This is a genomic window from uncultured Algoriphagus sp., from assembly GCF_963974365.1.
GTDB lineage: Bacteria > Bacteroidota > Bacteroidia > Cytophagales > Cyclobacteriaceae > Algoriphagus.
Genome location: NZ_CAXBBX010000011.1, coordinates 25763 through 52094 on the forward strand (window position 1 = coordinate 25763; position 26332 = coordinate 52094).

Genomic DNA, 26332 nt, shown 5'->3' on the forward strand with positions numbered 1-26332 from the left:
TTGCTTTAAAAAGATATATCCAACTAAATTGAAAAGTAGATTTTGACTGAATTATAAATTTTTGAATTATTTAATTCTATTATAAAAGTCCGATGTATTCATCCAACTCCTGATTTTGGTTTAAATGTAGTTTTTGACGGATTCTGTAACGCTTTTTTTTAAGTCCTTCCTTTGAAATATTCATTAACATGCAAAGGTCTGTAGGATTCATTTTTATCCTTAAATAGGCACAAAATCTGATTTCCTTTTCTGTAAGCTCAGGGTGCATGCCTTTAAGGTTTTTAAAAAAATCCTGATGTATCCCTATAAATGCTTCCTGAAACTGACTCCATCCATCCTGAAATCTACTATGGTTTGTAATAAGTTTGGTAATAGGTTTAAGTTGCTCCTCTATTAAGTCAGGATTGGTGTTTTCTTCTATGTTTTTGAGTTGCTTGGAAATCCGATTCAGCAAGATTTCATTTTGGTTTTCCTTTAATGCTAATGCTAATAGTTCTTTGTCCTTTAGCTCTTTTTCCCTGAGTATTTTCTTTTTCTCCATCTCAAGGATTTGCAATTGTTGTTTGGCAGTAATTAACTCCGAAATATTCAGACCCAAACCCGTAAAATATTCTTCTTCGCCAATCATCACTAAGTGACCCTCAAAAAGAAATGGAATACTCTGCCCTGCTTTTGTGATAATATTTGCATATACCTGCGTACGAACTCTCTTTTCCCGTAGGTCCATAATTGCATCTAAAACTTGAGAATGATAATCAGGGTCTAAGAAAAATAGCGGCGACTTATCTTGGCATTCTTCTTCCGTATAGCCAAAAACATCTAAATGATATTCGTTCATCCGCTTCATCTTATAACCATCCGAATCAATTTTATATAAATAAAAGACCCCGGGTAGGCAATCCAGTAATTTTTGGTCAAAAACATCCTCTTCAGATTCGAAGCTAATGTGTTTAGGTGTCAGGCTAGTCATAGTCTAAATTGATAGATAATTGGACATTATCCAACAAGAGGTGGACAAAAGGTGGACAACATCCATAAAGTAAATTTTATTTCGAAGAATGGGTTTAGTTTTATCTATGAGATCTTTAAAGATATGTCTCTAAATAAATCAATACTCACCTTGGAAGTATTGGGGATATTGCTGATGCAAACGGTTATATCCGTTTATTTTAATCATGTTTCTGTTCTATTTATTCCTTAAATTAGACAGAAAATTGAGTTTTAGTATGACTGATTCATATTTTTAACTATTTGAGAACAAGGCTCATTTCAATTTTAATTTTATTAAGTAATCTGAAATAAATTTTTACCTATTATTTGTCTGAGTTATGAAAAAACCGGTTTTAACAACCTTCCTCCTATTGACGTTTTTGGCTAGCACGTATGCACAGGTGAATAAAGTGTCTTTAGAACAGGCCAGTCTGAAAGGAGATGAAATCATAGAGACATCGGTCGGGGATGTGGAGCTGATCGACAGCTATTTTGATACAGAATCATCCAATCTTCTCTACGATGAAATGGATTATCAGCGAGCCAGCCAAGCATGGGTTTGGGGGATGCCTATGGTGAGCATTATGACCCAGAAAAAGGGATTGGAAGATAAGTATGGGTTATCTTCTGAACACGACATAGTAGTTCTAAAATCCTTAAAGGAAAAGCGGGGGATTGTAACCGGAAACCTTACCACTCCTTATATGTTTGGGTATGTTGACCTGAAAAAAAGTCCGGTGGTATTTGAATATCCTGCAGGTGCTACTGCAAGTGGTTTGGTGGATATATGGCAACGAACTGTTACAGATATCGGCCAGACCGGTCCTGAAAAAGCGCAGGGAGGTACATTTATTATTGTTGGGCCTGAAGATGATGTAGAAAAATATAAGAAGCCGGGGGTTTATACCTTTCAAAGTGTTTCAAACTTTTTGGTCATTGCCCTAAGGATTATCGATCCAAGTCCTGCCTACTATGAGAAATTCAAATCTGAGTTTAAAATGGGCCATATAGATGAACCGCTCAAAACTTTCAATTATATCGAAAATAAAGATCAGGAATGGAGCGGTACTGCTCCTCGTGGAATTGCATTTTGGGAAACCCTTTCGGAAATAATTAACCATGAGCCAGTTCGGGAAATCGACAAGCCCTGGACTGCCATGTTATTGCCGTTGGGTATAGAAAAAGGACGTCCATTCAATCCTGATGAAAGACAAAAGAAGCTCTTGTTGAAAGGTGGAGCGATGGGTGAGTTGATGGCTAGAAACATTCAGGTTAATCCCCGTTATACAAGCCCTTGGTGGGAAGGGACATCCTGGTATAAAAGTTATGATTTTTCGGTTCCCCAAGAAACAGATACTCGATTAGAATTAGATGAGCGCACCACTTGGTTTTATGAAGCCGTATATAGTTCCAAAGGTATGGTCAATCCGCCGGTAGGTGCGGGTCAGGTGTACATGACCAGCAAGCGGGATAGTAATGGCGATTTATTACGAGCTGATAAAACTTACCGGCTACAAGTTCCTGCAGAGGTTCCGGTGAAACAATTCTGGTCAGTGACTCTGTACAGTGAAAACACGCGAAGACCTTATGACAATGGAGGAACGGAGCTGAAGGACGCAACTCTTGGAAGCCGTAGCGAGCAATTAAAATATAATGAAGATGGTTCTGTAGATATTTTTGTAGGTGCAAAAGCTCCAGCCGGAAAGGAGAGTAACTACCTAAAAACCGTAGGAGACGACGGGTGGTTTGTGTATTTTAGGTTATATGCGCCTTTGGAACCCTTCTTTGACAAAACTTTTAAGCTTCCGGATTGGGAGATGATAGATTAGAAACCTCATTCTGAATAGCATGTATATGAAAACAATGAAATTCACACTCCAGTTAGCGATAGCCGTAATGGTAGTCGCGTGTCAGCCCCAGAATAAAGAAAGCAAGGAAGCTGAAACTCCTGTTTCGGATTCCAAGGTGAGTGTGACCAAAGACAATTTTGCGCTGGTCATGTGTGATCTGGCCATGCAGAAAGAATTTGCCCAGGGAGCTGATAACACCTGGAACCATCACCGGAAGCCCATGCCACTGGACGAGCAGCCAGCTCCTTTAATGAATAGGGATACCAATTATTCCTTTGCCATATTGGATGGTGGAGGAGATGTGGCCATTACGCTGCCCGAGACGGATGGACGGTACATGTCACTGCATGTGATGAATCATAACCATGTGACGGCTTTTGTGTTCTACGGCCCCGGTAGGTATGTTATTCCTGCTGACAAAACCACCGATTTCTTCTATGCCAATGTCCGCATTCAGATAGATGCCAGTGACCCAGAAGATGTCAAAAAGGTGAACGGCTATCAGGATGAACTGAAAATAGAATTCTTAAACGGATTTCAACCGAAGTCCTTCCAAGTGACAGACTGGAATATGGCTGAGTTCAAGCAACAGTTAGATCATTATGTGCAGATAGCGGAGAAAGATGGAGTCAGGGGTACCATGGGGACTATCGATGCTCCGGTGTCCACCGAAGACAATAATCGTGGGGTTTCAATTGCTACAGGTCTCTTGCCGGACAAAGATGCCGTGTATTTTACAGAGCAATATGACGTAGATCAAGATAAAGTCTATAAAGTGACTTACCAGGTTCCGAAAAGGAGAGATCCAAAATTGGGATTTTATTCCATCACAATCTATGGAGAAGACCAGCATTTGAAAACAGACGAAGGCTCTATCATCAGCAATGACAAGATCAAATTGAATCCTGACGGGAAGTCTTTTGATCTGTATTATGTGCCGCAGGATCAGTTTGAAGATGCAGCTTATGAAAACAAAGTTCTGGTTCCTTCCAAGCCATTCTGGATCTGCTTTAGGGTATATATGCCAAGTGAATCCGTGATCAATGGTGGCTTTAACCTTCCTCAATTACAATAGGCTTACTTTTTTGTCAAGGCAGGTTAAGTCAGCAATTCTTTTTATTTAATTCTAAAGATCATTTCAAATGAAAAAAACAACTATTGTATTATTTCTGTTGCTTTCAGTAGTAGCATTTGCATGTAGTGGAAATAAGACCAATCAGGAAGAAACTATCACGGATTCGACAGAAGAGACAGTCTCTACCGAAATGAATGATGTTGATACTGGTGTAGGCAAAAACGGGGAAGCCTCATCCGTGAACCCTGCATTTGAAGACCAAGGGGGAGAAGTGGTGACCTTGGAGAATGTAGTGAGAGCAGAAACAGCAAAATACTTGGCAGCCGAAACGATCATCAATGGTCCCAACAAATTTCGTCACGAACGAAATGGAATTGACCTAAATAATCAGACGGTGATCCGATCTAATTTTGATGCGATTTATTCCTACGCAGTGTACGATGTATCAGGCGGACTTAAAATTTCTGTCCCAGAATATGATCTCTACCAGATCGTGCAGGTTCTGGATGAAAATTCCGTGACTATTGGCGTAGTATATCCTGGAGAGACGAAAGAATTTGCCAAGGAAGATCTCACTTATGGAGACCATGTGTACCTCTTCATGCGTACCCGTCCAAGGAGCTATGATGAAAAAGGGATGGAAGAAATGCGAAAAAGGCAAGATGCAGTGACCGTCGAGGCAGGTTCCACCAATCCTTATGATTCAGAAGTAAAATATGATGTGGTTTCCTTTAACCAGTTGCGCGGGGAACTCATCAAAAGGGCCATCACGGAAGGAGTTATCGAAGAGGGTTTTGTGGATGATATCAAAAACATAAAATCCCCTCAGTACCAGTTGATCAATACTGCAGGCTGGGCGGGTTTACCGGCAAAGCACGCCTATTATTTCGTAGTTCTTCCAGGTGATGAAGGGGCAAAAAATGGCGAACATAGTACCGTGACTTTTCAGAAACCTGATCTTCAATACGACCGGGCAGCGTATTGGTCTATTACCATCTATGACGAACAGGGATGGGTAGTGACAGATCCGTTCAATACCAATTCCACCAAAGCAATTCCTAATGAAGACGGTAGCATCACGCTCAATTTCAACGGTGGGGATGATGCTATAAACAATATCAAAGTGCCTAAAAATTGGAATGCTTTATTCAGATGTTATCTGCCTTCTTCTGTGCCTGCAATTGTAGAATACAGAAAGGATTTTGTACAGAATCATAAAGTGCTCACTGTGAAATAATCATCAATATGAAAAAACATGTCTTAACCATTACTTTTTCTGCTGCGGTGTTATTCTCCGCCTGTCAACCGCAGGAAAATCAACAGAACTCCCAAAATATAAATGCAGACCATTTTGAAACCTTAGCTACTCTTCCCATAGTCGGGGGGTACCCAAATGAAGAAAGTACAAAATCACTGGACGAAGAATTGTACTTCCAGCGTGCCACACAGGTTTATTTATGGTCACTTCCTGCTGTGAATATGTTTGCCATGAAGGAAGGGCTGGGAAAAACTTTTGGGGAAGGATATAACGTTGTTTCTGTCTTTGAAAAAAGGCTGAAACCAAATACCGTCATCACCACGCCGAATTCTGATGTGATCTATGCACTTGGCTTTGCTGACTTGAGCAAAACGGGTCCATTGGTTTTGGATGTGCCTCCCATGCTTCAAGGATTACTGGATGATTTTTGGCATAGACCGCTGGAAGGTCCTGAAAGGCCAGATGGATCTCACTTTTTAGGAGATATTGGTTTTCCCGGCCCCGACCGTGGCGAAGGTGGTAAGTACCTGATAATTCCGGAAGGCTATGAAGGAAATATTCCAAATGGTTATTACCTATATACCAGTAAGACCAATGGCGTTTTTATTTTCCAAAGAGGCTTTTTTAAATCTGTCGAGGATTTGCAGCCCGGTGTAGATGCCGTGGAAGGGATCAAAGTATATCCGCTAGAAGGAGAGGCTAAGCCCATGGATTACCAACATGCCTCGGAATTGGATTCCTACGCGCTTTTTGAGCATGATTTCACTTATTTTGAAATGCTCAACCGATTTATCCAAAGTGATAAAGTGGATGAGGTAGATCCCTACATGCATGGCATGATGGCGGCCTTAGGAATCAAAAAAGGGGAGGATTTCAATCCTTCCGCTAGGGAGAAGGAACTTTTGGAGCAAGCAGCTCAAACAGCATGGAGAATGGCTAAAAACATAGCCGCAAATTTTGATAGGGAAAAAGATGGACTCTGGTGGTCTGACCGAAAATGGGTTGCTCATGCACATACCGACCTCGATGATTTCATGCATACTTTACTGGATGAAGAATTTAGAGATCGCAAAACTGGCCATGTAGATGTGAATGCCAAAGCGCATATGTACATTAATCATTACTCTATTAGTTCTGGAATGATGTCATCCATTGTGGGCTTAGGTGCCAAATACGGGAATGCATATAAGGATAGTGAAGGAAATTATCTGATGGGGGAAAATACCTATAAGATCACTTTCCCCGCTAACATGCCTTCTAAACTCTTTACTTCCCTGACTATATACGATGCCGAAACAGCTTCGGGAGTGGATGCTGAAGGACAGGATTATCCATCTCTCAATACCATGAATGACTTAGAGTACAATGAAGATGGTTCCGTGACCTTTTATGTAGGTCCAGAAAACCCAGATGGCTACAAGAACTTTATCAAATCGGTGCCTGGAAAGGGTTGGTTTAGCCTTTATCGCTTTTATGGTCCGGATCAGGCATTCTTTGACCGAACCTATAAGCCAGGTGATTTCGAGAGAGTCAAATAAGAAGCATCATTTTTACCAAGACCCAAATGCCCTTAAAAGCTATAGGGTCTTGGTTTAATCAATTAATTGATGAGATCAAGCTTACTATTTGCGGTATTACTTTGCTTTGGCCTATCTCGAATTAGTCAAGCCCAATCAGATAGTACCAAATCACTTTCTGTGGAAGAAATGGCAAAAAAGCGGCAAGATCCAGTTGCCGGTTTGCGAAGTATCTATTTACAGGAAATTCTTTTGCCGGTAGGTGACAAGGTCGCGCAGTCATTTTCTGTGCAGCCTGTCTGGCCTGTCAAGCTTTCCAATAACCTGAAGCTGATCACCTATACCATCATCCCATTTCAGACTTTACCTGCATCGGGCGATGCGACGAATGTTCCAATCCATCCGGTACCGCCACAAGGAGACCCCATGCAGTCGGCATCCGGATTGGGTAACATTTTATTCAATGGCTATTTTTCTTCTATGGAGAAAAAGGGCAAGGTGAGCTGGGGCTTGGGGCCGGCTATTCAGATTCCTACACGTACCAATCCAGCTCTGGGGAGTAATCGATTGAGTCTCGGCCCCTCATTGTTGTTTAACCATGCTGGAGATAACTTTTCAGGCGGTTTTGTGATTCAAAATTTTTGGTCACTTGGAGGGGAAGGGCAAAACAAAGTCAATAGCTTCAATCTGCAGTATTTCACCTATTATAATTTGCTCCAAGGATGGTTTCTGGAAAGTAATGCCAGTATTATCAGTAATTGGCTAGCAGAAGAAGGTGATAAAATGCTGCTCCCGCTCGGAGGTGGTGGAGGAAAAACTTTCAAAATTGGTAAAAGTGACTTGTTCTATTGTGCCACAGCACAGCTATTCTACAATGCCATCCGACCCGAATTAATCGGTGAATGGCAGGCAGTAGCACAGTTTCAAATAATATTCTAAATAAAATTAATTTAAAAATTCGTACACCTCGTACGACTCGTACCCCTCGTACCGTACGGATTGTCCGAGACTAAATTGAAGTTCTAATCCATTTAAATCAATTCAATCCTGAGACAACTCAAATACCTTCAAATTTGCAGGAAATTTAAAGGTTCATTTTCTAGTTTTGACCCTAGCTAAAATAGGTTCGTTTTCTGATTTCACATCAAAAAGAAAAAAGATCATTCAAAAATCAGAAACATCAAAAGGGCGTATTTGATGTTCAAAATGGTTCAATTCAAATAAATTTAAAAGTGTAAAAGCAAACTGAACCTGTCCCAGTTTTTGTCCAAGTTTTTTTATAATTAATTGAAAACCAATGTAGGTTTGTAGCACTGTTTCCATTACTACGAAGAACACTAGAAATGGTGTCATTTATCTTTTTACAAAAAATCAGGATTGTTTTTTCTATTGGAGAAATAAATTCCTTTTTGGTAACTTAAATGTGAACAAATAAGCCTGCAAATCTTAACCTAATTCATCCTTGCCCACTTATTATACTTATTCCTGTATTCAATTGGGGTTAGTCCAGTGATTTTTTTGAAGGTAGTTCGGAAGGCTTTTGTATCGGAATATCCTACATCAAACATAACTTCGGTGATGTTTTTCATCGTAGTTTCAAAGCTTCTCTTGGCAGCTTCCATTTTTACCCGTTGGATGTATTCGAGTACTGAGTTATTGGTCACCCGTTTAAATCTCCTTTCAAAACTTCTTCGCCCCACGGCAACTTCACCTGCAAGGACATCCACAGTAATTCGCTCTTCGATTTTCTTCTCTATATATTCCTGAGCTTTTCTTACAGCTTCATCTTGATGGGTTTTTTGACCTTTGAACATGGAGAATACAGTCTGGCTATCACGATCTATGTCTATCGCGAAGTATTTGGCAATCAGAATTGCTATCTCCCGATCCGCATATTTTTCCACCAGATGAAGCAATAGATTCCAATAAGAATTAGCACCACCACTGGAATAAATGCCATTTTCCTCTGTTACGATCGCCCCATCTTGAACGTCTACTTCTGGATAGAGCTCTCGAAATTGATTTGTAAATCCCCAGTGTGTAGAACATTTTTTCCCATTCAGGAGACCAGTTGCACCCAGAAGAAAAGCTCCCACACATAAAGAAGCAATTTCGGTCCCGGCTTCGTATTGAGCTTTGATCCACGGGATGTATGCTTTATTCGCATCAATTGCAGCTTTCATGTCTCCAAAAAGTGCAGGAATCACCACCAAATCCGGCTTCGTTGCACTAGCTAAGAGTTGATTAGGAAAAACGGAATAGCAATTGCCGTTTAACTTAACCTCTCGATTCAGTCCGACCAATTCTACATTGAAAAGTGAAGTTCCTCCTGATTTTACTATGAAATCATTAACAGCAGAGAAACAGTACTGAGGATCTGCAATTGCTTGCAAAACTGATTGTTCAGGAACTAGAATAGCAATGTTCTTCATGGGTCTTTAATTGAATTCGTTTGGCTAAATAGCCTTTGCTAATTTCGATTCAGGAGAAATTCGTATGATTAACAATTAACTCAGACTTTCATGCTGAAGTCATGCTCCATTATCATAAGTTGAATTTAATATTTCCTGTCGCAATTCGCCCATTATTTGTCTGAATTGAACAAGAAGGAAAGTAGTTTGACTTACTAAATTTGTTATGTAAATTTTTGAAATTAAATAAGAAAACCATGGATACTACTCAAAAAACCAAAATTACAGTTTGTACAGTTGTGGATGCTACTCTTGAAAAGGTCTGGGAATATTTCACTCTGCCAAAGCATATCGTAAATTGGAACTTTGCTTCTCCCGACTGGCATACGACCAAAGCAGAATCTGATTTTCAGCCAGGCGGAAGCTTTACTTCCCGAATGGAAGCTAAAGATGGTAGCATGGGTTTTGACTTTGGTGGAGTCTACCAGGAAGTAGAGACTCATTCCCATTACTCTTATATTATGGAAGATGGGCGCACTGTAAAGGTGACGTTTGAGAAAGTGCCTGATGGTGTTAAACTCACTGAGATTTTCGATGCTGAAATGGATAATTCAGTAGATATGCAAAAAAATGGATGGCAGGCTATCTTGGATAATTTTAAAACCTATACAGAATCTGGAGCAAAATTAGTCACGTTACATTTCGAGATTTTAATCCAAAATACTCGGGAAGAGGTCTATAGAAATATGCTGGAAAAGCCTACTTATGAGGAGTGGACAGACGTTTTTTCTCCAGGCTCTACTTATATAGGCACCTGGGAGGAAGGGACCAAAATCTATTTCGTTGCTCAAGGTGAAGAAGGGAATCAAAATGGAATGGTAAGTAGAATAATAAAAAATGATCCAGGCAAGCATGTGGATATAGAGCATCTTGGAGAGCTAAAGGAAGGAGTAGAAATTCTGGAAGGCAAAGAAGTAGAAATGTGGAAAGGAGCTCATGAGAAGTATACGCTCGAAGAAAAAGGAGGAAATACAGTGGTGAAAGTAGACTTGGATTCTTCCATGGAGTTCGATGAATATTTCACTGGAATGTGGCCAAAAGCATTGGACAAACTCAAAGAAATCTGTGAAAGAAATGGATAGTCATTCTGTAAACACGCTAACTAATGCCATTTACCCTTGCTTGTGGTTTGATGGCAATGCCAAAGAAGCAGCAGAATTTTACTGCGCAGTCTTTTCAGATTCCTCTATTGTTGATGAAAACTCGATGGTGATAACTTTTGAGTCTAAGGGACAGAGGTTTATGTGTCTCAATGGTGGGCCAATGTTTAAGTTTACTCCTGCGATTTCATTTTACACGAGTATCCCTAATGAAGCGGAACTTCAATCTGTTTGGGATAGACTTATAGAAAATGGTCGTGCATTGATGCCAATGGACTCCTATCCATGGAGCAAAAAGTACGGTTGGGTGCAGGATAAATTCGGCGTGACTTGGCAGCTAACACTAGATAAAACGGAAAACTCCAGCCAGAAATTTATTCCAGCTTTGATGTTTTCAGGAACAAACTTTGGTCAGGCGGAAGGCGCGATTAATTTTTATAGCGACATTTTTGCTGATTCAAGTACCAAGCTGATTTCTAGATATGGACCTGATGATTCCAATGGTCAAGATGGCAAAATCAATCATGCGCAGTTTGAATTGAACGGACAATTATTCGCTGTCATGGATAGTGCTATAGTTCACGATTTTGACTTTAATGAAGCGGTGTCTTTTGTGGTGGAGTGTAAAGACCAAAAGCAGATCGACTATTTCTGGGAGAGCCTTTCCAAAGGCGGTGCAGAAAGCCAATGCGGTTGGCTGAAGGATAAGTTTGGGGTTTCCTGGCAGATTGTTCCTGAAATCCTTTCGGAATTAATGTCTGATCCGGAGCGATCTGGGCGAGTTGTTCAGGCTTTTATGAAAATGAAAAAGTTTGATATTGAGAAATTGAAAAATGCCTGATTACCTCAAATCAATCACTTCTATTCCAGGATATTGTTTTGCATCAAACACAAAATAGGAGGAAGGTAGATTAGCATCTACTTTGAGGTTTTTGAAAGTATATGAAAAAACGCCTCCCTGGCCATCAAACATCTCCCAGCCTAGTAGATTTGAATTGCTTTTATCGATCATCAATTTGACCTGCTCGAAGGGTGCATTGTTTTTTTCTGCTAGCAATTCTACTATCTGAGCTGTTTTGCCTTGAAACTGCTTTTCGCTGAGCAGTTTATAGCTATAGCCTGATTCGTAAATGCGATAAATGTTAGAAGGAGTAAGTTCTCCTTCCATCTGATTAGCATCGTTGATGGTTACTTCTTTATAATTATCAGATTGGATGTAAGTCCAAACTGTTTTGCCATCGTTGTAGATCTCCTGATCTGGGAGTTTGAGGCGATATTGCTCGCCTTTGACGGCAATATCTCCTGACTGCCGATCTCCAGGGCCAGAGGCATCTTGGAAAGTGAAGTCAAAATTTGCAGTAAACCCATTCATTGCCTGAAACTTTTGGCTCATCGCATCTAAAACAACTTTTGCTTTAGGATCTTTTTGAGCGGTCGCTTGGAAGGAGAATAGAATGGCTAGAAAAAGCGTATAAACTAGGGCGATTTTTTTCATGAAATGATGCTGTTGGTACTAATTGAACAGCTATTACAAACTATTCAATAACCGTTCCAAACTAGCTTCATCCTGAATAAGCACCTCACGTGCTTTTGAGCCTTCAAAAGCTCCCACGATTCCCGCAGCTTCCAGTTGATCGATAATTCGTCCCGCGCGGTTGTACCCTAGTTTGAGCTTGCGCTGAATCAGAGAAGTACTGCCTTGCTGATGCATCACGAGCAGTCTTGCAGCATCATTGAAAAGTGGGTCAAGATCTGAAAAATCAACATCTCCAACAGAATTATCCGAATCTTCCCCTTCAAATTCAGGAAGCAGATAAGCGTCCGAATAGCCTTTTTGCTCGCCAATCCAATCACAAATCGAATCAACTTCAGGAGTATCCAAGAATGCACACTGGATACGCGTCATCTCTGATCCATGGGATAAAAGCATATCTCCCATACCGATCAACTGATCTGCTCCACCTGCATCTAGGATAGTTCTACTATCGATTTTTGAAGTCACACGGAAGGAAAGACGTGCAGGGAAATTCGCTTTAATAATACCGGTGATCACGTTTACGGACGGTCTTTGCGTAGCGACTACCAAGTGAATACCAATAGCACGAGCCAATTGTGCCAGTCGTGCAATCGGACCTTCGATTTCCTTGCCAGCTGTCATCATCAAATCCGCTAACTCATCAATCACCAGAACTATGTAAGGCATAAAACGATGTCCTTTATCTGGATTTAGCTTACGAGCAACGAACTTTGCATTGTATTCCTTGAGATTCCTTGTGCCGGCATCTTTCAGAAGATTGTATCGATTATCCATTTCGATACAAAGAGAATTCAGCGTATAAATCACCTTTTTGGTATCAGTAATGATAGCTTCTTCCGCACCTGGTAGTTTGGCAAGGAAATGTCTCTCAATCTTGTTGAAAAGGGTGAGTTCTACCTTCTTAGGATCCACAAGAACGAACTTCAATTGTGAAGGATGTTTCTTGTAAATCAGCGAAGCCAAGATCATGTTCAGTCCTACCGATTTACCTTGACCGGTGGCACCAGCCATCAACAGGTGCGGCATTTTTGCCAAATCGACTACAAAAACTTCATTGGAAATAGTTTTGCCTAACGCGATCGGAAGGTCTTTGTCTGAGCGCATGAATTTCTCCGTGCCCAAAACAGCCCGAGCTGGAACCAACTCTCTGTTTTTGTTTGGAACTTCTATACCAATGGTGCCTTTTCCAGGAATTGGGGCAATAATTCTAATTCCCAAAGCCGCTAAACTCAGGGCAATATCATCTTCCAAATTCTTGATTTTGGAGATTTTTACTCCAGGCTCCGGGACGATTTCATAAAGCGTTACCGTAGGTCCTATAGTCGCTTTAATCTCTTGTATCCCGATTTTGAAGTTCTCAAGTGTTTCTACAATCTTGTTTTTGTTGTCTTCAAGTTCCTGTCGGCTTACGGTTACTTTTTGAACATCGTATTCATTGAGTAAGTCTAGCGTAGGATATTTGTAATGGGGAAGATCAAGCGTAGGATCGTAAGCATCAAGATTCTCGACTTCTTCGGCTGTTTTCTCCTCTCCCGCCGGCTTCACTACGGAGAAGCTTTTCTCCTCAATTTTAGACTCATCTTCACGCTCTACGATTGGATCGAGAATGTTTAATTGAGGCACATTAAATGCTATTTCCTCCTTCTTTGGCTTAGGTGGTGATTCAGGGGTTAGTGCTATAGGGGAACTTGCTTCTTCATCTTCCTCTTGTCCTTTGATGGTCCAAGAACTACCGTCATCATCGATTTCTTCTTCCTCTTCCAAATCTTCTTTAAACGGGTTTTTTACTGAAGCAGCAGACTCTATTTCTAATTCATCTTCATCCAATTCGGCATCTGAGCTTTTGCTGCTAAACCAGTCTAATTTGTCAATATCAAAGAAGAAAATCACAAAAATGAGCATGGATCCTCCCAGCAAAATAAAGGTTCCCCAGCTCAGAAAATCAGCGGAAAGCTTTGCTAATTCATAGCCAAATCCGCCCGAAAGGAAACTCCAGTAGGAATAGCCTTGAATCAAAATCACCACGTATCCAGTCAGTAAACCTAACCAAAACGTGAAAAAAAGCGCGAATGTGGTGTATCTAGTGAGAGAAACCAATGAGATTTTGAAAGCCCATTTGAATCCGAGTAAAAACAAAAATGGAGGGAATAGGAAAGCCGCAATCCCAAACCAGCGATAGATCATCCAGTTGCCAGCTTGGGCACCGAGGTAGCCGAGCCAATTAGTAGATTCTCGGGCTGTATCTCGAATCGCCTCGTCGGGGTTATTCATGACTAGGCTTTGATCTGCAGGGCCATTCAGGAGGTAACTGATAAATGCGATAAACAGGAAAATAGCCGTAGACATCAGCAAAATTCCCAGCGTCAAGCTGATCTTGGCTGTTTTTATCTTACCAAAGGAAAAGCTCGGTGCCTTGAAGCCTGCGCCTTTCTTTTTGGTGGGTTCTCCTTTTTTTCTAAAAGTATTGGTCCTAGGTGAATTGGTGGCCATGTATTCGATTCAAATCCGATTTAAGTTAAGATTAATGAATTTAGATTGACAAATTACTGTGAAAAATAAGCCAACAATCCTTTTTTAATCTTTTTGATCAAGGCAGGTCCCTCATAAATCATGCCCGAGTACACTTGGATCAAGCTTGCTCCTGCCTCTAGTTTTTCTATTGCATCCTCGGACGAAAAGATTCCTCCCACTCCAATGATAGGGAAGGCCTTATTTGACTTTTCAGAAAGATATCGAATGACTTCAGTACTTCTTTTGCCTAGCACTTTTCCGCTTACCCCTCCAGCACCAATGGCTTGTACTTCAGCCACGGAAGTGCTCAGTTGCGAACGATCGATGGTTGTGTTGGTCGCTATTACCCCATCAATTTTCGTTTCTTTCACGATTTCAATGATATCGTCCAATTGTCCGTCCGTAAGGTCTGGAGCAATTTTTAGAAGAATTGGTTTAGGCTTTGTCTTGAGGTCATTCGCATTTTTTACGGCCTGAAGCAGGGCTTTAAGCGGTTCTTTTTCCTGCAAATCTCGAAGATTTGGCGTGTTTGGAGAACTCACATTCACGACGAAATAATCCACGTGATCATGCAGTGCTTCCAGACAAATCAAATAATCGTCAATAGCATTTTCATTCGGTGTGACTTTGTTTTTACCGATATTCCCACCTACAAGAACATTAGATTTGCGTTTTTTCAATCGTTCCACCGCTTCGAAAACGCCTCCATTATTGAAACCCATTCGATTGATCAGTGATTCGTCTTGAGGAAGTCTAAAAAGCCTGGGTTGTGGATTTCCTTCTTGAGGTTTTGGAGTCAAGGTTCCTATTTCAATAAAACCAAAACCGAGCATGGCCATTTCATCGATGACTTTCGCATCCTTGTCAAATCCTGCCGCCAAGCCTACGGGATTCTTGAAATTCAGTCCAAATACTTCCCGCTCAAGCTTTTTATCCTCTAATCTAAAAGTGGATTCTACGATCGACCCAATAATAGGAAGATTGAAGCCGAACCGAGTCAGATCTACAGTAAAGTGATGAGCAGCTTCTGGTTTTTTTAAGAAAAAAAGTGGTTTGAGTAGGGATTTATACACGGGATATCAATTAGCGTTCGTGTGGCAAAGATATCGTTTTATAAAATTTGACGATTGGAAAAATGAAATCAATTTATTTTCGCTGGTACGTTTGGGGGTATTGAGGAGTTTAGTTTTGACTTTGATCGTTTGAGTCACATAAGCGGTGTCAAAGGGTATCTTATTTTGCAAAGGGCTGAAAGCCCTAACTATCTAAACCCAGCTCGATGGGGCTGGACAATTAAAAATATTAATAGATAAGCCCTGAAAGGGTGAAATACATTTTTTTGATTGCCTTAATAACTCTGTTTTCCCTATATCAAAAAAGGCTACTGGATTTCTCCAATAGCCTTTTGAGTACTAAGAGCTTAAATAATTATCTCTCAGTTCTAGTGTTTGTGCCATCAACTCTTGGCTTATTTTCTCTGTTGGCAACGTCCCAAACTGTGTGGAAAATCAATCTAGCTCTCTTTTCCATTAGAGGGAATTCAATTTTGTCCACCGTATCCGTTACTTGGTGATAATCGTCGTGAACTCCGTTGAAGAAGAATGCTACTGGGATGTTATGCTTTGCAAAATTGTAATGGTCTGATCTGTAATAGAATCTGTTTGGATCATCTTCGGCATCGTATCTATAATCCAAGATCAAGTCAGAGTAAGTGATGTTGTTGTATTCCAAGATTTTTTTCAAATCTGTAGAAAGCATTTCAGAGCCAATCACATAGACGAAATCAGTGTTTTCAGCATCTTGATATTCGTAATCAATACGACCTACCATGTCAATGTTGAAATTTACTACTGTGTTTTCCAAAGGGAATATTGGGTGCTCAGAGTAATACTCAGACCCTAAAAGGCCTTTCTCTTCACCAGTTACGTTTAGAAAAAGGATTGATCTTCTTGGCTTGATGCCGTCTTTAGCCGCAGTAGCAAATGCTTCAGCGATTTCAGTTACAGAAACAGTTCCTGATCCATCATCATCAGCGCCGTTAAACACTTCACCTGTACTGCTTACACCTACGTGATCGTAGTGAGAAGAAATTACAACCAATTCATCCTTTTTGTCAGTTCCTTCTAGGTAGCCCATTACGTTAGAGCTTTCTATTTCCTTAACATCTTTTTCGATTTGATAAGATGCTTTTTGAGACTTGATAGACTCTGGATTTGCTTTCGCAGCTTCTTTTAGATCCTCAACTGGAGTATCGAAAAGCTCAGCCATTTTATCAGAGCTTACCATGAATACAGGCTTTTGCTCAACTGGCTTCGCAAAACCAACTCTTCCTTTTCCAGCTAAACTTTGGTAGCGCCCAGCAATTCTGTCAAAGTTTGCTTGACCTTCCATGCTCACAATCACGATACCTGCAGCACCTGCATCCATTACTTTAGTCAAAAGATCGTTAGATCTTACACCTACAGCCCAGATGCCGACTAGTTTGCCTTTAACATCAACTTTAGCCAAGTTTTCATCTGAAACTAATCCTAGAAATACCAGGTCAGTTTTAGCAGCTTTCTTCATGTCCCCATCTCCGATGAAAACAAAATCCTTGTTATTTTCAAGCTTGTTCTTGCCTACTTTCAAAGAAACTTCTCCGAAAGATGAGCTTACAAGTTCAACTGCCTGAAGGTAGCTACCTGCTACTGGGCCAGTTAAACCAATTTTTTTGTAGAAATCCGCTAAGTAATTAGCAGCTACTTTTTGCTCTTCAGAGCCGGTGTCTCTGCCTTTCATTTCGTCAGAAGCAAGGTAAGTAAGACGCTCTTTCAGGTCTTCAGCGGTGATCGTATTGGCGTATTTCACCTGTGCAGGTGCCTGCGCCAATGACGGAAGCGCGAGGCCAAGAGCCATTGCACCCGTCAATAATAGACTTTTATTCATGTGTTTATAATTTGGATTTTATGAATCTTGAAAGAAATCAAGACTGCAGTGCACAATACAAGCAGTGTGTCAACTAAGTGTTTGATTTCAATCTTATGGTAATTCTGGCGCTAAACTAGAGAAATTTTCTACCCGACAATAAACCGTTTATAAATTTTGATGTAACTCAACCGAAATAATGGAGTTCATGAAAGCATTATCTTTCAATAAATTGTACCTTTGCACCTTGAAAAATCAGCGGATTTCAAACCCAAATAGTTCATCGTCTTAACGTTCTTATATGAAGATCAATCTTTCTAATGCTGTCAAATTTGAGAGCAGACACAATGGCCCGACAGATACAGAAATCTCAGCTATGCTGGAAAAAATCGGTGCCTCATCTTTAGAGGAATTAATCAACCAAACTGTACCAAAATCTATACAATTGGATCGCCCATTGGATCTTCCGGCGGCGAAGTTAGAGTCGGAGTTTTTGAAGGATTTCAAAAAACTGGCTTCTAAAAACAAGGTTTTCAAGTCATTTATTGGTTTGGGATACTACGATACGTTAGTTCCAGGAGTGATTTTGAGAAACGTTTTGGAAAATCCAGGATGGTACACTGCGTACACTCCTTATCAGGCAGAAATCGCTCAAGGTCGATTGGAAGCCTTGATCAATTTCCAAACAGTTGTGATGGAATTGACAGGAATGGAGCTTGCAAATGCATCTCTTCTGGACGAAGGAACAGCTGCAGCTGAAGCGATGAATATGCTTTTTGCAGTGAAACCAAGAGAGAAAAAGAACGCAACGAAGTTCTTTGTAGACGAGAAAGTTTTCCCTCAGACCAAGGCTGTGCTTGAAACTAGAGCCGAGCCGGTAGGGATTGAATTGGTTTACGGATCTATTGATTCGTTGGACCTGACGGACGAGAATCTTTATGGAGTATTATTCCAATATCCAGATGCTGACGGTGAAGCGCGTGATTACTCTGCGATCGTTGCTGCCGCTAAAGAAAACAATGTAACCACAGCTTTTGCTGCTGATCTTTTGGCATTGACACTTCTGACTGCTCCTGGAGAAATGGGTGCTGATGTAGTTGTTGGATCTTCGCAGAGATTCGGTGTTCCTATGGGCTATGGTGGGCCACATGCTGGTTTCTTCGCTACGAAAGAAGCTTACAAGCGTCAGATTCCGGGAAGAATTATTGGTGTTTCTCAGGATCGTGAAGGAAACAAAGCGTACAGAATGGCTTTGCAGACTCGTGAGCAACATATCAAAAGAGAAAAAGCAACTTCTAATATTTGTACTGCACAGGTTCTTCTAGCTGTAATGGCTAGTTTTTATGCAGTTTATCACGGCCCAAAAGGTCTGAAAAACATAGCGCTAAGAACGCATGGACTGGCTAAATTAACGGCAAAGGCTCTTGAGCAATTGGGTTACGAAGTGCCTTCCAAGAATTACTTCGATACTATCAAAGTAAAAATCGAGTCTAAGTCGCTTAATGCAATCCAGTCATTGGCACTTTCTGCGGAAATGAATTTCCGTTACGATTACGATACGGTATTCTTGACTTTTGATGAGGCTAAGACATTAGAGGATATCGCGTCGGTTGTTGAAGTTTTTGCGAAAGCAAAGGGAGTAGACGCTCCAGATCTTGCTGCTTTGGCTTCTGAGATCGAATTGGATCTTCCGGAAGAATTGGTAAGAACATCTGAATATTTGACTCACCCGGTTTTCAACGAGTACCAAAGTGAGCACGAGATGCTTCGCTATATCAAGAGGCTTGAGAACAAAGATTTGTCATTGGTTCACTCTATGATTTCTTTGGGGTCATGTACGATGAAGCTAAACGCTACGGCGGAAATGATACCTGTGACTTGGCCTGAGTTCGGTCAAATGCACCCATTTGCACCAACGGATCAGACTGCAGGTTACCAAGAGCTTTTTGCAAATTTGAGACATTGGTTGAATGAAATAACCGGTTTTGCAGATACTTCCCTTCAGCCAAATTCTGGTGCGCAAGGTGAGTTTGCTGGATTGATGGTCATTCGTGCTTATCACCAAAGCCGAGGAGATCACCACAGAAATGTAGCCTTGATCCCAACTTCTGCGCATGGCACCAACCCTGCTTCCGCTGTTATGGCTGGAATGAAAGTGGTTTTGGTAAAATGTGATGAAAAAGGAAATATTGATATCGAGGATTTAAGAGCGAAGGCGGAAGCAAATGCTAATGAGCTTTCTTCGCTTTTAGTAACTTATCCTTCTACACACGGTGTATTCGAAGTAGCCATTCAGGAAATCTGCCAGATTATTCACGACAATGGTGGGCAGGTTTACATGGATGGAGCTAATATGAATGCACAGGTTGGATTGACTAGCCCGGGCAGAATTGGGGCTGACGTTTGTCACTTGAATCTTCACAAGACTTTCTGTATCCCTCACGGTGGTGGCGGACCTGGTATGGGCCCAATTTGCGTAGCAAGTCATTTGGCGCCATTCCTTCCTGGCAACCCAGTAGTGAAAGCAGGCGGAGAGCAGGCGGTTTCTTCTATCTCAGCAGCACCTTATGGTAGTGCGAGCATTTTACCAATCTCTTACGCTTACATTGCTATGATGGGTGGTGATGGCTTGAAGAATGCTACGAAAATGGCAATCTTAAATGCTAACTACATCAAAGAAAGATTAAAAGATCATTTCCCTATTCTTTACACAGGTACGCAAGGAAGAGCTGCTCACGAAATGATCGTGGATTGCAGAGGTTTCAAGGAAGTGGGTGTGGAAGTAGAAGATATCGCGAAACGATTGATGGATTATGGCTACCATGCGCCTACAGTTTCCTTCCCGGTTGCTGGTACGTTGATGATCGAGCCAACTGAGTCGGAGACTAAGGCTGAGCTGGATAAGTTCTGTGATGCCTTGCTTTCTATCCGTGCGGAGATCCAAGAGATCGAAGATGGAAAAGCTGATAAAGTAGAGAACGTGTTGAAAAATGCACCTCACACAGCGATGATGGTTCTTACTGATGACTGGAACTTGCCTTACTCTAGAGAGAAAGCAGTTTATCCTCTTGAATATGTGAAAGCAAATAAGTTCTGGCCAAGTGTAAGAAGAATTGATTCTGCTTTCGGAGACAGAAACTTGATCTGTAGCTGTATTCCAGTGGAAGATTACGCAAGCGAAGAAGCTTAAGTTAGCTTAAAGATAAATACAGAAAGGGCTGTCGATTTGATAGCCCTTTACTTTTTTTAACCGCGGAGATCGCCAAGTTCACGCGGAGAGCGCAACTGCTAGGCTGAGCGAAGTTTATTTTCATCGTTGCCCAGCTTCTCCAGAAGCTGAACCTTTGGTGCCCCTTAGTTATTCTTTGAGGGAATGGTTTGGTATGTTGATCTTTACATCATCGGAATTTCATCATCCTTCGAAAGGGTAATTTCAAGTCCTCCAATTTTTGAGGCTACAAAATTATACACTATTGCTCCTAAAGCTCCAAAAATAAACCCCATAATTCCGTACATAATTGGGAATACGATGACCATCACTATCCCCAACCCACCTGCTCCAAATGAAGATATTTCATCACCAAAGAGTCCGGTGAATGCAGTTAAAAATAGGGCGTAAAAGATTCCTATTACAAAGCCAAGTGCTCCAAGTGTCAATCCATAGATTTTGGCAGCCGAAGCCACCCCGATTTTTTCAATTTTTACCATTTGGTTAAAAGTTTAATGTGAGATATACCTTTTGAAAATATTAAAAAATTAGGCATAAAAAAAGCACACCCGAAAGTGTGCTTTAAAAATCATTTAGGAAGTTTAGACGTTCACGTGGCGCTCAGCATGGTAAGATGACCTCACCAAAGGTCCTGACTCTACGTACTTCAATCCTCTTGCTAGTCCTTCTTCTCTATATTCTGCAAAAAGATCCGGATGGATAAACTCAGCTACTTCAATGTGCATTTTGGTAGGCTGAAGGTATTGTCCCAACGTCAGGATATCGCAGCCATGCTCGGCTAGATCATCCATTGCTTTGAAAACCTCTTCTTTTTTCTCACCTAATCCTAGCATGATGCCGGTTTTAGTTCTTTTGCCGAATTCTTTGGTCAATTTGGTTTGCTCTAGAGAACGGGCATATTTTGCCTGAGGACGAACTCTTCTATAAAGGCTTTCCACAGTTTCCATATTATGAGAAACTACTTCCTGACCACCAGAAATCATTCTATATAAAGCATCCCAGTTTGACTTCACATCTGGAATAAGTGTCTCAATTGTTGTTGCTGGTGACAGTTTTTTGGTCTGAATCACGGTTTGATACCATATTTCAGCACCTTTATCTTTCAATTCATCTCTATTTACAGAGGTCAAAACAGCATGTTTTACGCCCATTAGCTTGATTGCTTCTGCTACTCTTCTCGGTTCATCCACATCATATTCAGGCGGTCGGCCAGTAGCTACAGCGCAAAAGGAGCAAGAACGTGTACATACATTTCCCAAAATCATAAAGGTAGCTGTACCGGCTCCCCAGCATTCACCCATGTTCGGGCAATTGCCGCTTTCGCAGATCGTGTGAAGCTTATGCTCATCTACTAGCTTGCGGACTTTGGCGTATTCTTTTCCTACGGGAAGTTTCACTCTAAGCCAATCTGGCTTTTTTCGGCGTGTTGCTTCTTCGGAAATTACAGGTAATTCGATCATTGATTTCTGATTTGATGCAAAGGTAAGTCAGCAAAGGGCAAAACCCAAGTTGACTTACTGTCTGAACCCATAGAAAAAGGTGAAGTACACCGACTGGAACAACTGCCGATTTTCTGTAGTCGGGATCAGAGGAATTTCTTTGGTAAAACCCTCCAGCATATATCCTAGTTCCAAACCTGTTGCATTTGATCTGAAAACCCCGAATTCAAAGGAAAGCGCGGCTTTAAGATTTGCTCCGAATGCAAATTCGGACTGTCCTAGCCCTTCGAATAGGCGGCCTGTGCCTAAAATATTGAGCCGGCTTTGGTGGACCTCAGGATCATATTGTTCGCGAACGGTTTCCACGCGATTGACCGCATATTCTATGTAATAGGGTGCGATCAGGCCGAAAGTCGGTCCAATAGCCGCCAAAGCAGAAACCTGCACACCTTGGTTGGGAGCTTTCTTGAAAAGGATTATTTCACGACCATATTGAGGTCTGATTGAATACAGGTAGTTTGACTTTCCAAAAATATAGCTGTTGCCCAAAACAGTTTGGTATCTGATTTCCTTCGGGTTTTTCACATTTGAAAATTCCAACGCCAAAAAGCTAAATTGAGTGTCGTCAATCCGTGTTCCTGCCTTAAATACAAATCCACCAATCAATCCTCCATTTGTGTTTTTGTTGATGCCGAACATGTATTCCTTATCGTATTCGTAATTGCCTATGTCTTCTCTTTGGGCAAAAGAATCAATCGAAAAGGAAAGTAATAAAAGAGGTATTATGAATTTCAGCTTGTTCATTCGGGTTGGTCGAAAATATAGCCCTATTTTTGGGTGTTAGTATTTTAACTGATTTTAAAAATAAGAGTTTATGCCCACTATAAAAAGTTCCTATTTGGGGAATTTGAGAACTGAATCTGAGCACCTTCAGTCAGGAACTCAATTACTTACCGATGCTCCTGTTGATAATAACGGGAAAGGAGAAAAGTTTTCTCCTACGGATCTGGTTGCTAGTGCTTTAGGGAGTTGTATGGTCACCATTATGGGGATTGTAGCAAACCGAGATTCGGTTTCTTTGGATGGACTAACTTGGGAAGTGACCAAAATCATGCAGTCATCACCCCGGAAAATAAGTGAAATAATAGTTGAATTTCATTGGGAAAATCCTGTAGAAGATGAAGCGATGCTCCAGAAGTTGAAAAATGCAGCCAAGACTTGTCCGGTTGCTTTAAGCTTAGATTCTGAAATTAAGCAGACTTTAAAGTTCAATTTCTGAGTGAAAAAGTAAAAGTCGAAGGCTATTCAAGAAGCATTAAACTCTCTAGAACATGCTACTTCTGTCTTTTGCTTCTGTCAGTAGAAATTGTGAGGAAGCGTACGAATAGTTCAATCTCGAGTTAGTAGAAATTTGAAAGTATATAAACCCACCCGATTATGAGTTACTTATTTGAGTCTTTCAAAGGCTGGAAAAGCTATTGCGATGAGAAAGAAATTTCTTTGCCAGAATCAGTAATCGAATATGAAGTTGATCAGAAAAATGGCTCAAATGATCAAATCAAAGCAGGACTTATACAAGCATACGGAGTAATGAAGGATGCTGTGAAAACTGGTTTGGAGGAAGAAATGACTTCCCGCTCTGGAATGATCAATAATGGAGCGAAGAAGGTTTATAATCACCCACTTTCTGTACTTTCTCCTGAATTTCAAAAATTAATATCCAGGGCCTTAGCAGCCAAGGAGGTCAATTCTTGTATGGGAAGAGTAGTGGCAGCACCTACAGCTGGAGCAAGTGGAATTCTGCCAGGCACTCTAGTTACGCTTCAGGAAATCCACGGATTAAGTGATGAGCAGATTGTTGAGGGACTTTTGGTAGGAGCAGGAATAGCATTGATTATTGAAGAGAAAGCCAGTTTAGCTGGTGCAGTTGGCGGATGTCAAGCAGAAACAGGCTCGGCTGCGGCCATGGCTTCAGGAGCGATTGTTTATTGCCTAGGAGGGAGTACAGATCAGATTTTCAATGCAGTTGCCATCACAATTCAATGCATGTTGGGGCTGATTTGTGATCCAGTTGCTGGATTGGTGGAAGTTCCTTGTGTAGTACGAAATGCCAGTGCGGCTGCAATTGCGTTCAGTTCTGCTCAGATTGCCCTAGCCAATGTAAGTGCAGTCATCCCCGTGGATGAGTGTGTGGAGGCGATGGGGGAAGTTGGAGCTTCGATGGAAAGTCGTTATAAGGAAACTGCAATGGGTGGTTTGGCGGCAACGCTGACAGGACAGGCTATTTCTGAACGGGTTCTGATCAAGGATATAGAAATATTACCTGACAATGAATCAGAGGAATAAATTCTTGATAAAAGGAATAGCTAATAATTTTTCAATACTCATGCTGAGCACAACTGACCATAGACAAGCGCTCCACAGCATATGCATGTAAATATGTCTTTTTTTGACTCCAAAAGACACCATAATCAGTGTGCCACCGATAGGTGTAAGTAAAAGTGGGGTAAAGAACGCAATTCCTATTTCTCCGTAATTTTTCCACAGATGAACTATCCGTCTATTTTTTTTTGAAAAAATCAACCTTGATTTCCGTTGGAAAATTCCTTCAAAAAGCGCTTTTATCTTGGAGCCAAGAAGAGTAAAAATGATTACACTAGTCATCATTCCAGCGATGGTGACCAAGGCTTTTTCTAATACAGTGTAGCCTGCCGCGGAACCTAAAACAGGTCCAGCAATAAATTTAAACCAACATAGAAAGTAAATTCCAAGTAAGGTTAGAATTTGGTCCATCATAAGAGGAAGAACAAATAGGCAAAGTAGCTAAGTAAGAGTAAAGAACCTTCCACTTTCGAAACCCGCATCTTAGTTCGCATCAACACGAATAAAAAGAGGGTAATTCCAAGCATCCACAAGAAATCTGAATCGATAAATTCCTGGGAGACACCAATCGGTTTTATGATCGCTGTAAGACCGATGATGGACAGAATATTCATGATGTTACTGCCAAGAATATTTCCTAATGCTAAATCTGTTCTTTTAGATAAAGCAGCTATAATAGAAGTAATTAGCTCCGGTAAGCTTGTTCCGATCGCAATGATAGTTACTCCAATGATTCGCTCCGATACTCCGAACTCTCTGGAGATTTTTACGGCATTATTGACCAGGAGTTCAGAGCCAAGATAAAGGCCCAGTACCCCGCCTACAAATAGACCAACAGCAGCAAACCAAGAGTAGTTTTTCACTTGCTCTATTTCCTCTTCTACCTCTGTGTTGTCCACTAAATCTGAAGCAGGACTTTTGAAGAGGTAGATATTAAAACCTATGAATAATCCGAAGAGTAGGATGCCTTCCCAAAAACTAATCAAGCCATTATAACTCAAGCCGTAAAAAAGTATGGATACCACTAAGGTGACTAAATAGTCGAACCGGATATGACTTTTCCGGATGAGGATAGGATAAAAGATCCCACTCACACCCAGAACTAGGGCAATATTTGCAATGTTTGACCCGATCACGTTGCCGATAGAAATGTCACTATTCCCCTTGAGGGCGGCATTCACACTTACTAGTAATTCAGGAGCAGAGGTGCCAAAGGCAACTACTGTCATGCCGATTAAGCCTGCGCTCATACCAAGTTTTACTGCCATTGCAGAGGCGCCGTCTACCAAGATTTTTCCTCCATATAGGAGAATAACCAAACCAAGAAATAAAAGGAAATATGGAAGCATGTAGTAATTAAAGTTTTGGGCCAAAAGCTAGGTCTCCAGCATCTCCTAGCCCAGGAACGATGTAGGATTGGTGATTTAATTTTTGGTCTATTTCTCCAAGCCAAAGAGAATATGAGCAGGTGATGTGCTGTTTGAGGTATTCGATGCCTTCCGGGGCGGCTATTATTGCTGCTATGTGAATATGAGCAGGAGTTCCATGAGAAAGTATGGTTTGTATTGACTCTACCAATGATTTCCCAGTTGCAAGCATAGGGTCGGCGAGTATAAGTATCCTTCCTTCTACACTTGGACTAGCGTGATATCCCAGCTGAACTGTAATCTCTCCCGGCTCACTTTCATCTCGAAATGCTCCAATAAATCCACTATCTGCCTGGTCGAAATAATTTAAAAAACCATTAGAGAAGGGTAAAGAAGCTCTCATCACGGAGATGATCACTGGCTGCCCAATTGGAGCTAGCGCCTCAGTGACGGTAATGGGTGTATCTATTTCCTCCAATGCGTATTCAAAAGATTTGGAGATTTCATAAGCCAGGATTTCGCCCATTCGCTCTAGATTTCTTCGAAATCGCATTCTGTCGCTTTGAATACGAATGTCTCTCATTTCTCGTAGAAAATGATTTGCAATAGAAGGTGTGTTAGATAAAACGAACATGCCACGAAGATAAAATAAAAACCCGGCTCTTTGGAACCGGGTTTTTTTGAAAAGAAGAAATACTCATT

The 26332-nt window shown here is 41.1% G+C and carries 22 protein-coding genes; 10 read left to right on the forward strand and 12 right to left on the reverse strand.

The features are described from left to right. Positions 1–79: 79 nt before the first annotated feature. Complete coding sequence (locus tag AACZ87_RS15280) at positions 80–970, reverse strand: PAS domain S-box protein (protein ID WP_339868483.1); 891 nt, start codon at positions 968–970, stop codon at positions 80–82. Between the two features lie 358 nt (positions 971–1328). Between AACZ87_RS15280 and AACZ87_RS15285 the strand changes: the two genes are divergently transcribed. From AACZ87_RS15285 to AACZ87_RS15305, 5 genes are all read left to right on the forward strand, one after another. Next, complete coding sequence (locus tag AACZ87_RS15285; RefSeq protein ID WP_339868484.1) at positions 1329–2819, forward strand: DUF1214 domain-containing protein; 1491 nt, start codon at positions 1329–1331, stop codon at positions 2817–2819. A gap of 34 nt (positions 2820–2853) precedes the next feature. Continuing rightward, positions 2854–3915 (forward strand): DUF1254 domain-containing protein, encoded by a 1062-nt coding sequence (locus tag AACZ87_RS15290; RefSeq protein ID WP_339868485.1) that lies wholly within the window; start codon positions 2854–2856, stop codon positions 3913–3915. 67 nt (positions 3916–3982) lie between these two features. Further along, positions 3983–5152 (forward strand): DUF1254 domain-containing protein, encoded by a 1170-nt coding sequence (locus AACZ87_RS15295; RefSeq protein ID WP_339868487.1) that lies wholly within the window; start codon positions 3983–3985, stop codon positions 5150–5152. 8 nt (positions 5153–5160) lie between these two features. Continuing rightward, on the forward strand, positions 5161–6711 hold the full coding sequence (locus AACZ87_RS15300) for a DUF1254 domain-containing protein (protein ID WP_339868488.1): 1551 nt from the start codon (positions 5161–5163) through the stop codon (positions 6709–6711). 69 nt (positions 6712–6780) lie between these two features. Then, positions 6781–7629 carry a hypothetical protein gene (locus AACZ87_RS15305; RefSeq protein ID WP_339868489.1) on the forward strand — a complete coding sequence of 283 codons (849 nt, stop codon included), beginning with the start codon at positions 6781–6783 and terminating at the stop codon, positions 7627–7629. Positions 7630–8141: 512 nt separating this feature from the next. Here AACZ87_RS15305 and AACZ87_RS15310 read toward each other — a convergent pair. Continuing rightward, complete coding sequence (locus AACZ87_RS15310; RefSeq protein WP_339868490.1) at positions 8142–9122, reverse strand: helix-turn-helix domain-containing protein; 981 nt, start codon at positions 9120–9122, stop codon at positions 8142–8144. 236 nt (positions 9123–9358) lie between these two features. Between AACZ87_RS15310 and AACZ87_RS15315 the strand changes: the two genes are divergently transcribed. After that, positions 9359–10243 carry an SRPBCC family protein gene (locus tag AACZ87_RS15315; RefSeq protein ID WP_339868491.1) on the forward strand — a complete coding sequence of 295 codons (885 nt, stop codon included), beginning with the start codon at positions 9359–9361 and terminating at the stop codon, positions 10241–10243. Continuing rightward, positions 10236–11102, forward strand: coding sequence for a VOC family protein (locus AACZ87_RS15320; RefSeq protein ID WP_339868492.1), 867 nt, complete (start codon positions 10236–10238; stop codon positions 11100–11102). Before AACZ87_RS15315 ends, AACZ87_RS15320 begins: the two co-directional genes overlap by 8 nt. Here AACZ87_RS15320 and AACZ87_RS15325 read toward each other — a convergent pair whose 3' ends face one another. The 4 genes from AACZ87_RS15325 to AACZ87_RS15340 all read right to left on the reverse strand — a co-directional run bounded on the left by AACZ87_RS15325 (position 11103) and on the right by AACZ87_RS15340 (position 17234). Beyond that, complete coding sequence (locus AACZ87_RS15325) at positions 11103–11756, reverse strand: outer membrane lipoprotein carrier protein LolA (protein WP_339868493.1); 654 nt, start codon at positions 11754–11756, stop codon at positions 11103–11105. 33 nt (positions 11757–11789) lie between these two features. Continuing rightward, positions 11790–14288, reverse strand: a complete 2499-nt coding sequence (locus AACZ87_RS15330; RefSeq protein WP_339868494.1) for a DNA translocase FtsK 4TM domain-containing protein — start codon at positions 14286–14288, stop codon at positions 11790–11792. Positions 14289–14341: 53 nt separating this feature from the next. Continuing rightward, positions 14342–15382 carry a quinone-dependent dihydroorotate dehydrogenase gene (locus tag AACZ87_RS15335; protein ID WP_339868495.1) on the reverse strand — a complete coding sequence of 347 codons (1041 nt, stop codon included), beginning with the start codon at positions 15380–15382 and terminating at the stop codon, positions 14342–14344. Between the two features lie 355 nt (positions 15383–15737). Then, the gene (locus AACZ87_RS15340; RefSeq protein ID WP_339868496.1) at positions 15738–17234 is read right to left on the reverse strand and encodes a M28 family peptidase; all 1497 of its coding nucleotides are present in this window, start codon (positions 17232–17234) and stop codon (positions 15738–15740) included. A gap of 280 nt (positions 17235–17514) precedes the next feature. Here AACZ87_RS15340 and gcvP point away from each other — a divergent pair, with 280 nt between their 5' ends. Beyond that, positions 17515–20403 carry an aminomethyl-transferring glycine dehydrogenase gene (gcvP, locus tag AACZ87_RS15345; protein WP_339868497.1) on the forward strand — a complete coding sequence of 963 codons (2889 nt, stop codon included), beginning with the start codon at positions 17515–17517 and terminating at the stop codon, positions 20401–20403. 203 nt (positions 20404–20606) lie between these two features. Here gcvP and AACZ87_RS15350 read toward each other — a convergent pair whose 3' ends face one another. The 3 genes from AACZ87_RS15350 to AACZ87_RS15360 form a co-directional block, all read right to left on the reverse strand. After that, positions 20607–20921, reverse strand: a complete 315-nt coding sequence (locus AACZ87_RS15350; protein ID WP_339868499.1) for a hypothetical protein — start codon at positions 20919–20921, stop codon at positions 20607–20609. Between the two features lie 102 nt (positions 20922–21023). Beyond that, positions 21024–21902 carry a lipoyl synthase gene (gene lipA, locus AACZ87_RS15355; protein ID WP_339868500.1) on the reverse strand — a complete coding sequence of 293 codons (879 nt, stop codon included), beginning with the start codon at positions 21900–21902 and terminating at the stop codon, positions 21024–21026. A 54-nt stretch (positions 21903–21956) separates the two neighbouring features. Continuing rightward, positions 21957–22685, reverse strand: coding sequence for a hypothetical protein (locus AACZ87_RS15360; protein ID WP_339868502.1), 729 nt, complete (start codon positions 22683–22685; stop codon positions 21957–21959). 70 nt (positions 22686–22755) lie between these two features. Between AACZ87_RS15360 and AACZ87_RS15365 the strand changes: the two genes are divergently transcribed. Together AACZ87_RS15365 and sdaAA are read left to right on the forward strand one after the other, a co-directional pair. After that, the gene (locus AACZ87_RS15365; RefSeq protein ID WP_339868504.1) at positions 22756–23160 is read left to right on the forward strand and encodes an OsmC family protein; all 405 of its coding nucleotides are present in this window, start codon (positions 22756–22758) and stop codon (positions 23158–23160) included. A 158-nt stretch (positions 23161–23318) separates the two neighbouring features. Further along, a complete protein-coding gene (gene sdaAA / locus AACZ87_RS15370; protein ID WP_339868506.1) occupies positions 23319–24227 on the forward strand; it encodes an L-serine ammonia-lyase, iron-sulfur-dependent, subunit alpha in 909 nt (302 codons plus the stop codon). On the opposite strand, the gene AACZ87_RS15375 is transcribed toward sdaAA, so the two are convergent. Genes AACZ87_RS15375 through upp form a run of 3 tightly spaced genes read right to left on the reverse strand, consistent with a single transcriptional unit; the run spans position 24216 to position 26264 of the window. Further along, positions 24216–24677 (reverse strand): hypothetical protein, encoded by a 462-nt coding sequence (locus AACZ87_RS15375; RefSeq protein WP_339868507.1) that lies wholly within the window; start codon positions 24675–24677, stop codon positions 24216–24218. The two genes, sdaAA and AACZ87_RS15375, sit on opposite strands and share 12 nt — an antisense overlap. Next, on the reverse strand, positions 24674–25612 hold the full coding sequence (locus AACZ87_RS15380) for a calcium/sodium antiporter (RefSeq protein WP_339868508.1): 939 nt from the start codon (positions 25610–25612) through the stop codon (positions 24674–24676). Before AACZ87_RS15380 ends, AACZ87_RS15375 begins: the two co-directional genes overlap by 4 nt. Positions 25613–25619: 7 nt before the next feature. Next, positions 25620–26264 (reverse strand): uracil phosphoribosyltransferase, encoded by a 645-nt coding sequence (upp, locus tag AACZ87_RS15385; protein ID WP_339868509.1) that lies wholly within the window; start codon positions 26262–26264, stop codon positions 25620–25622. Between the last annotated feature and the right edge of the window lie 68 nt (positions 26265–26332).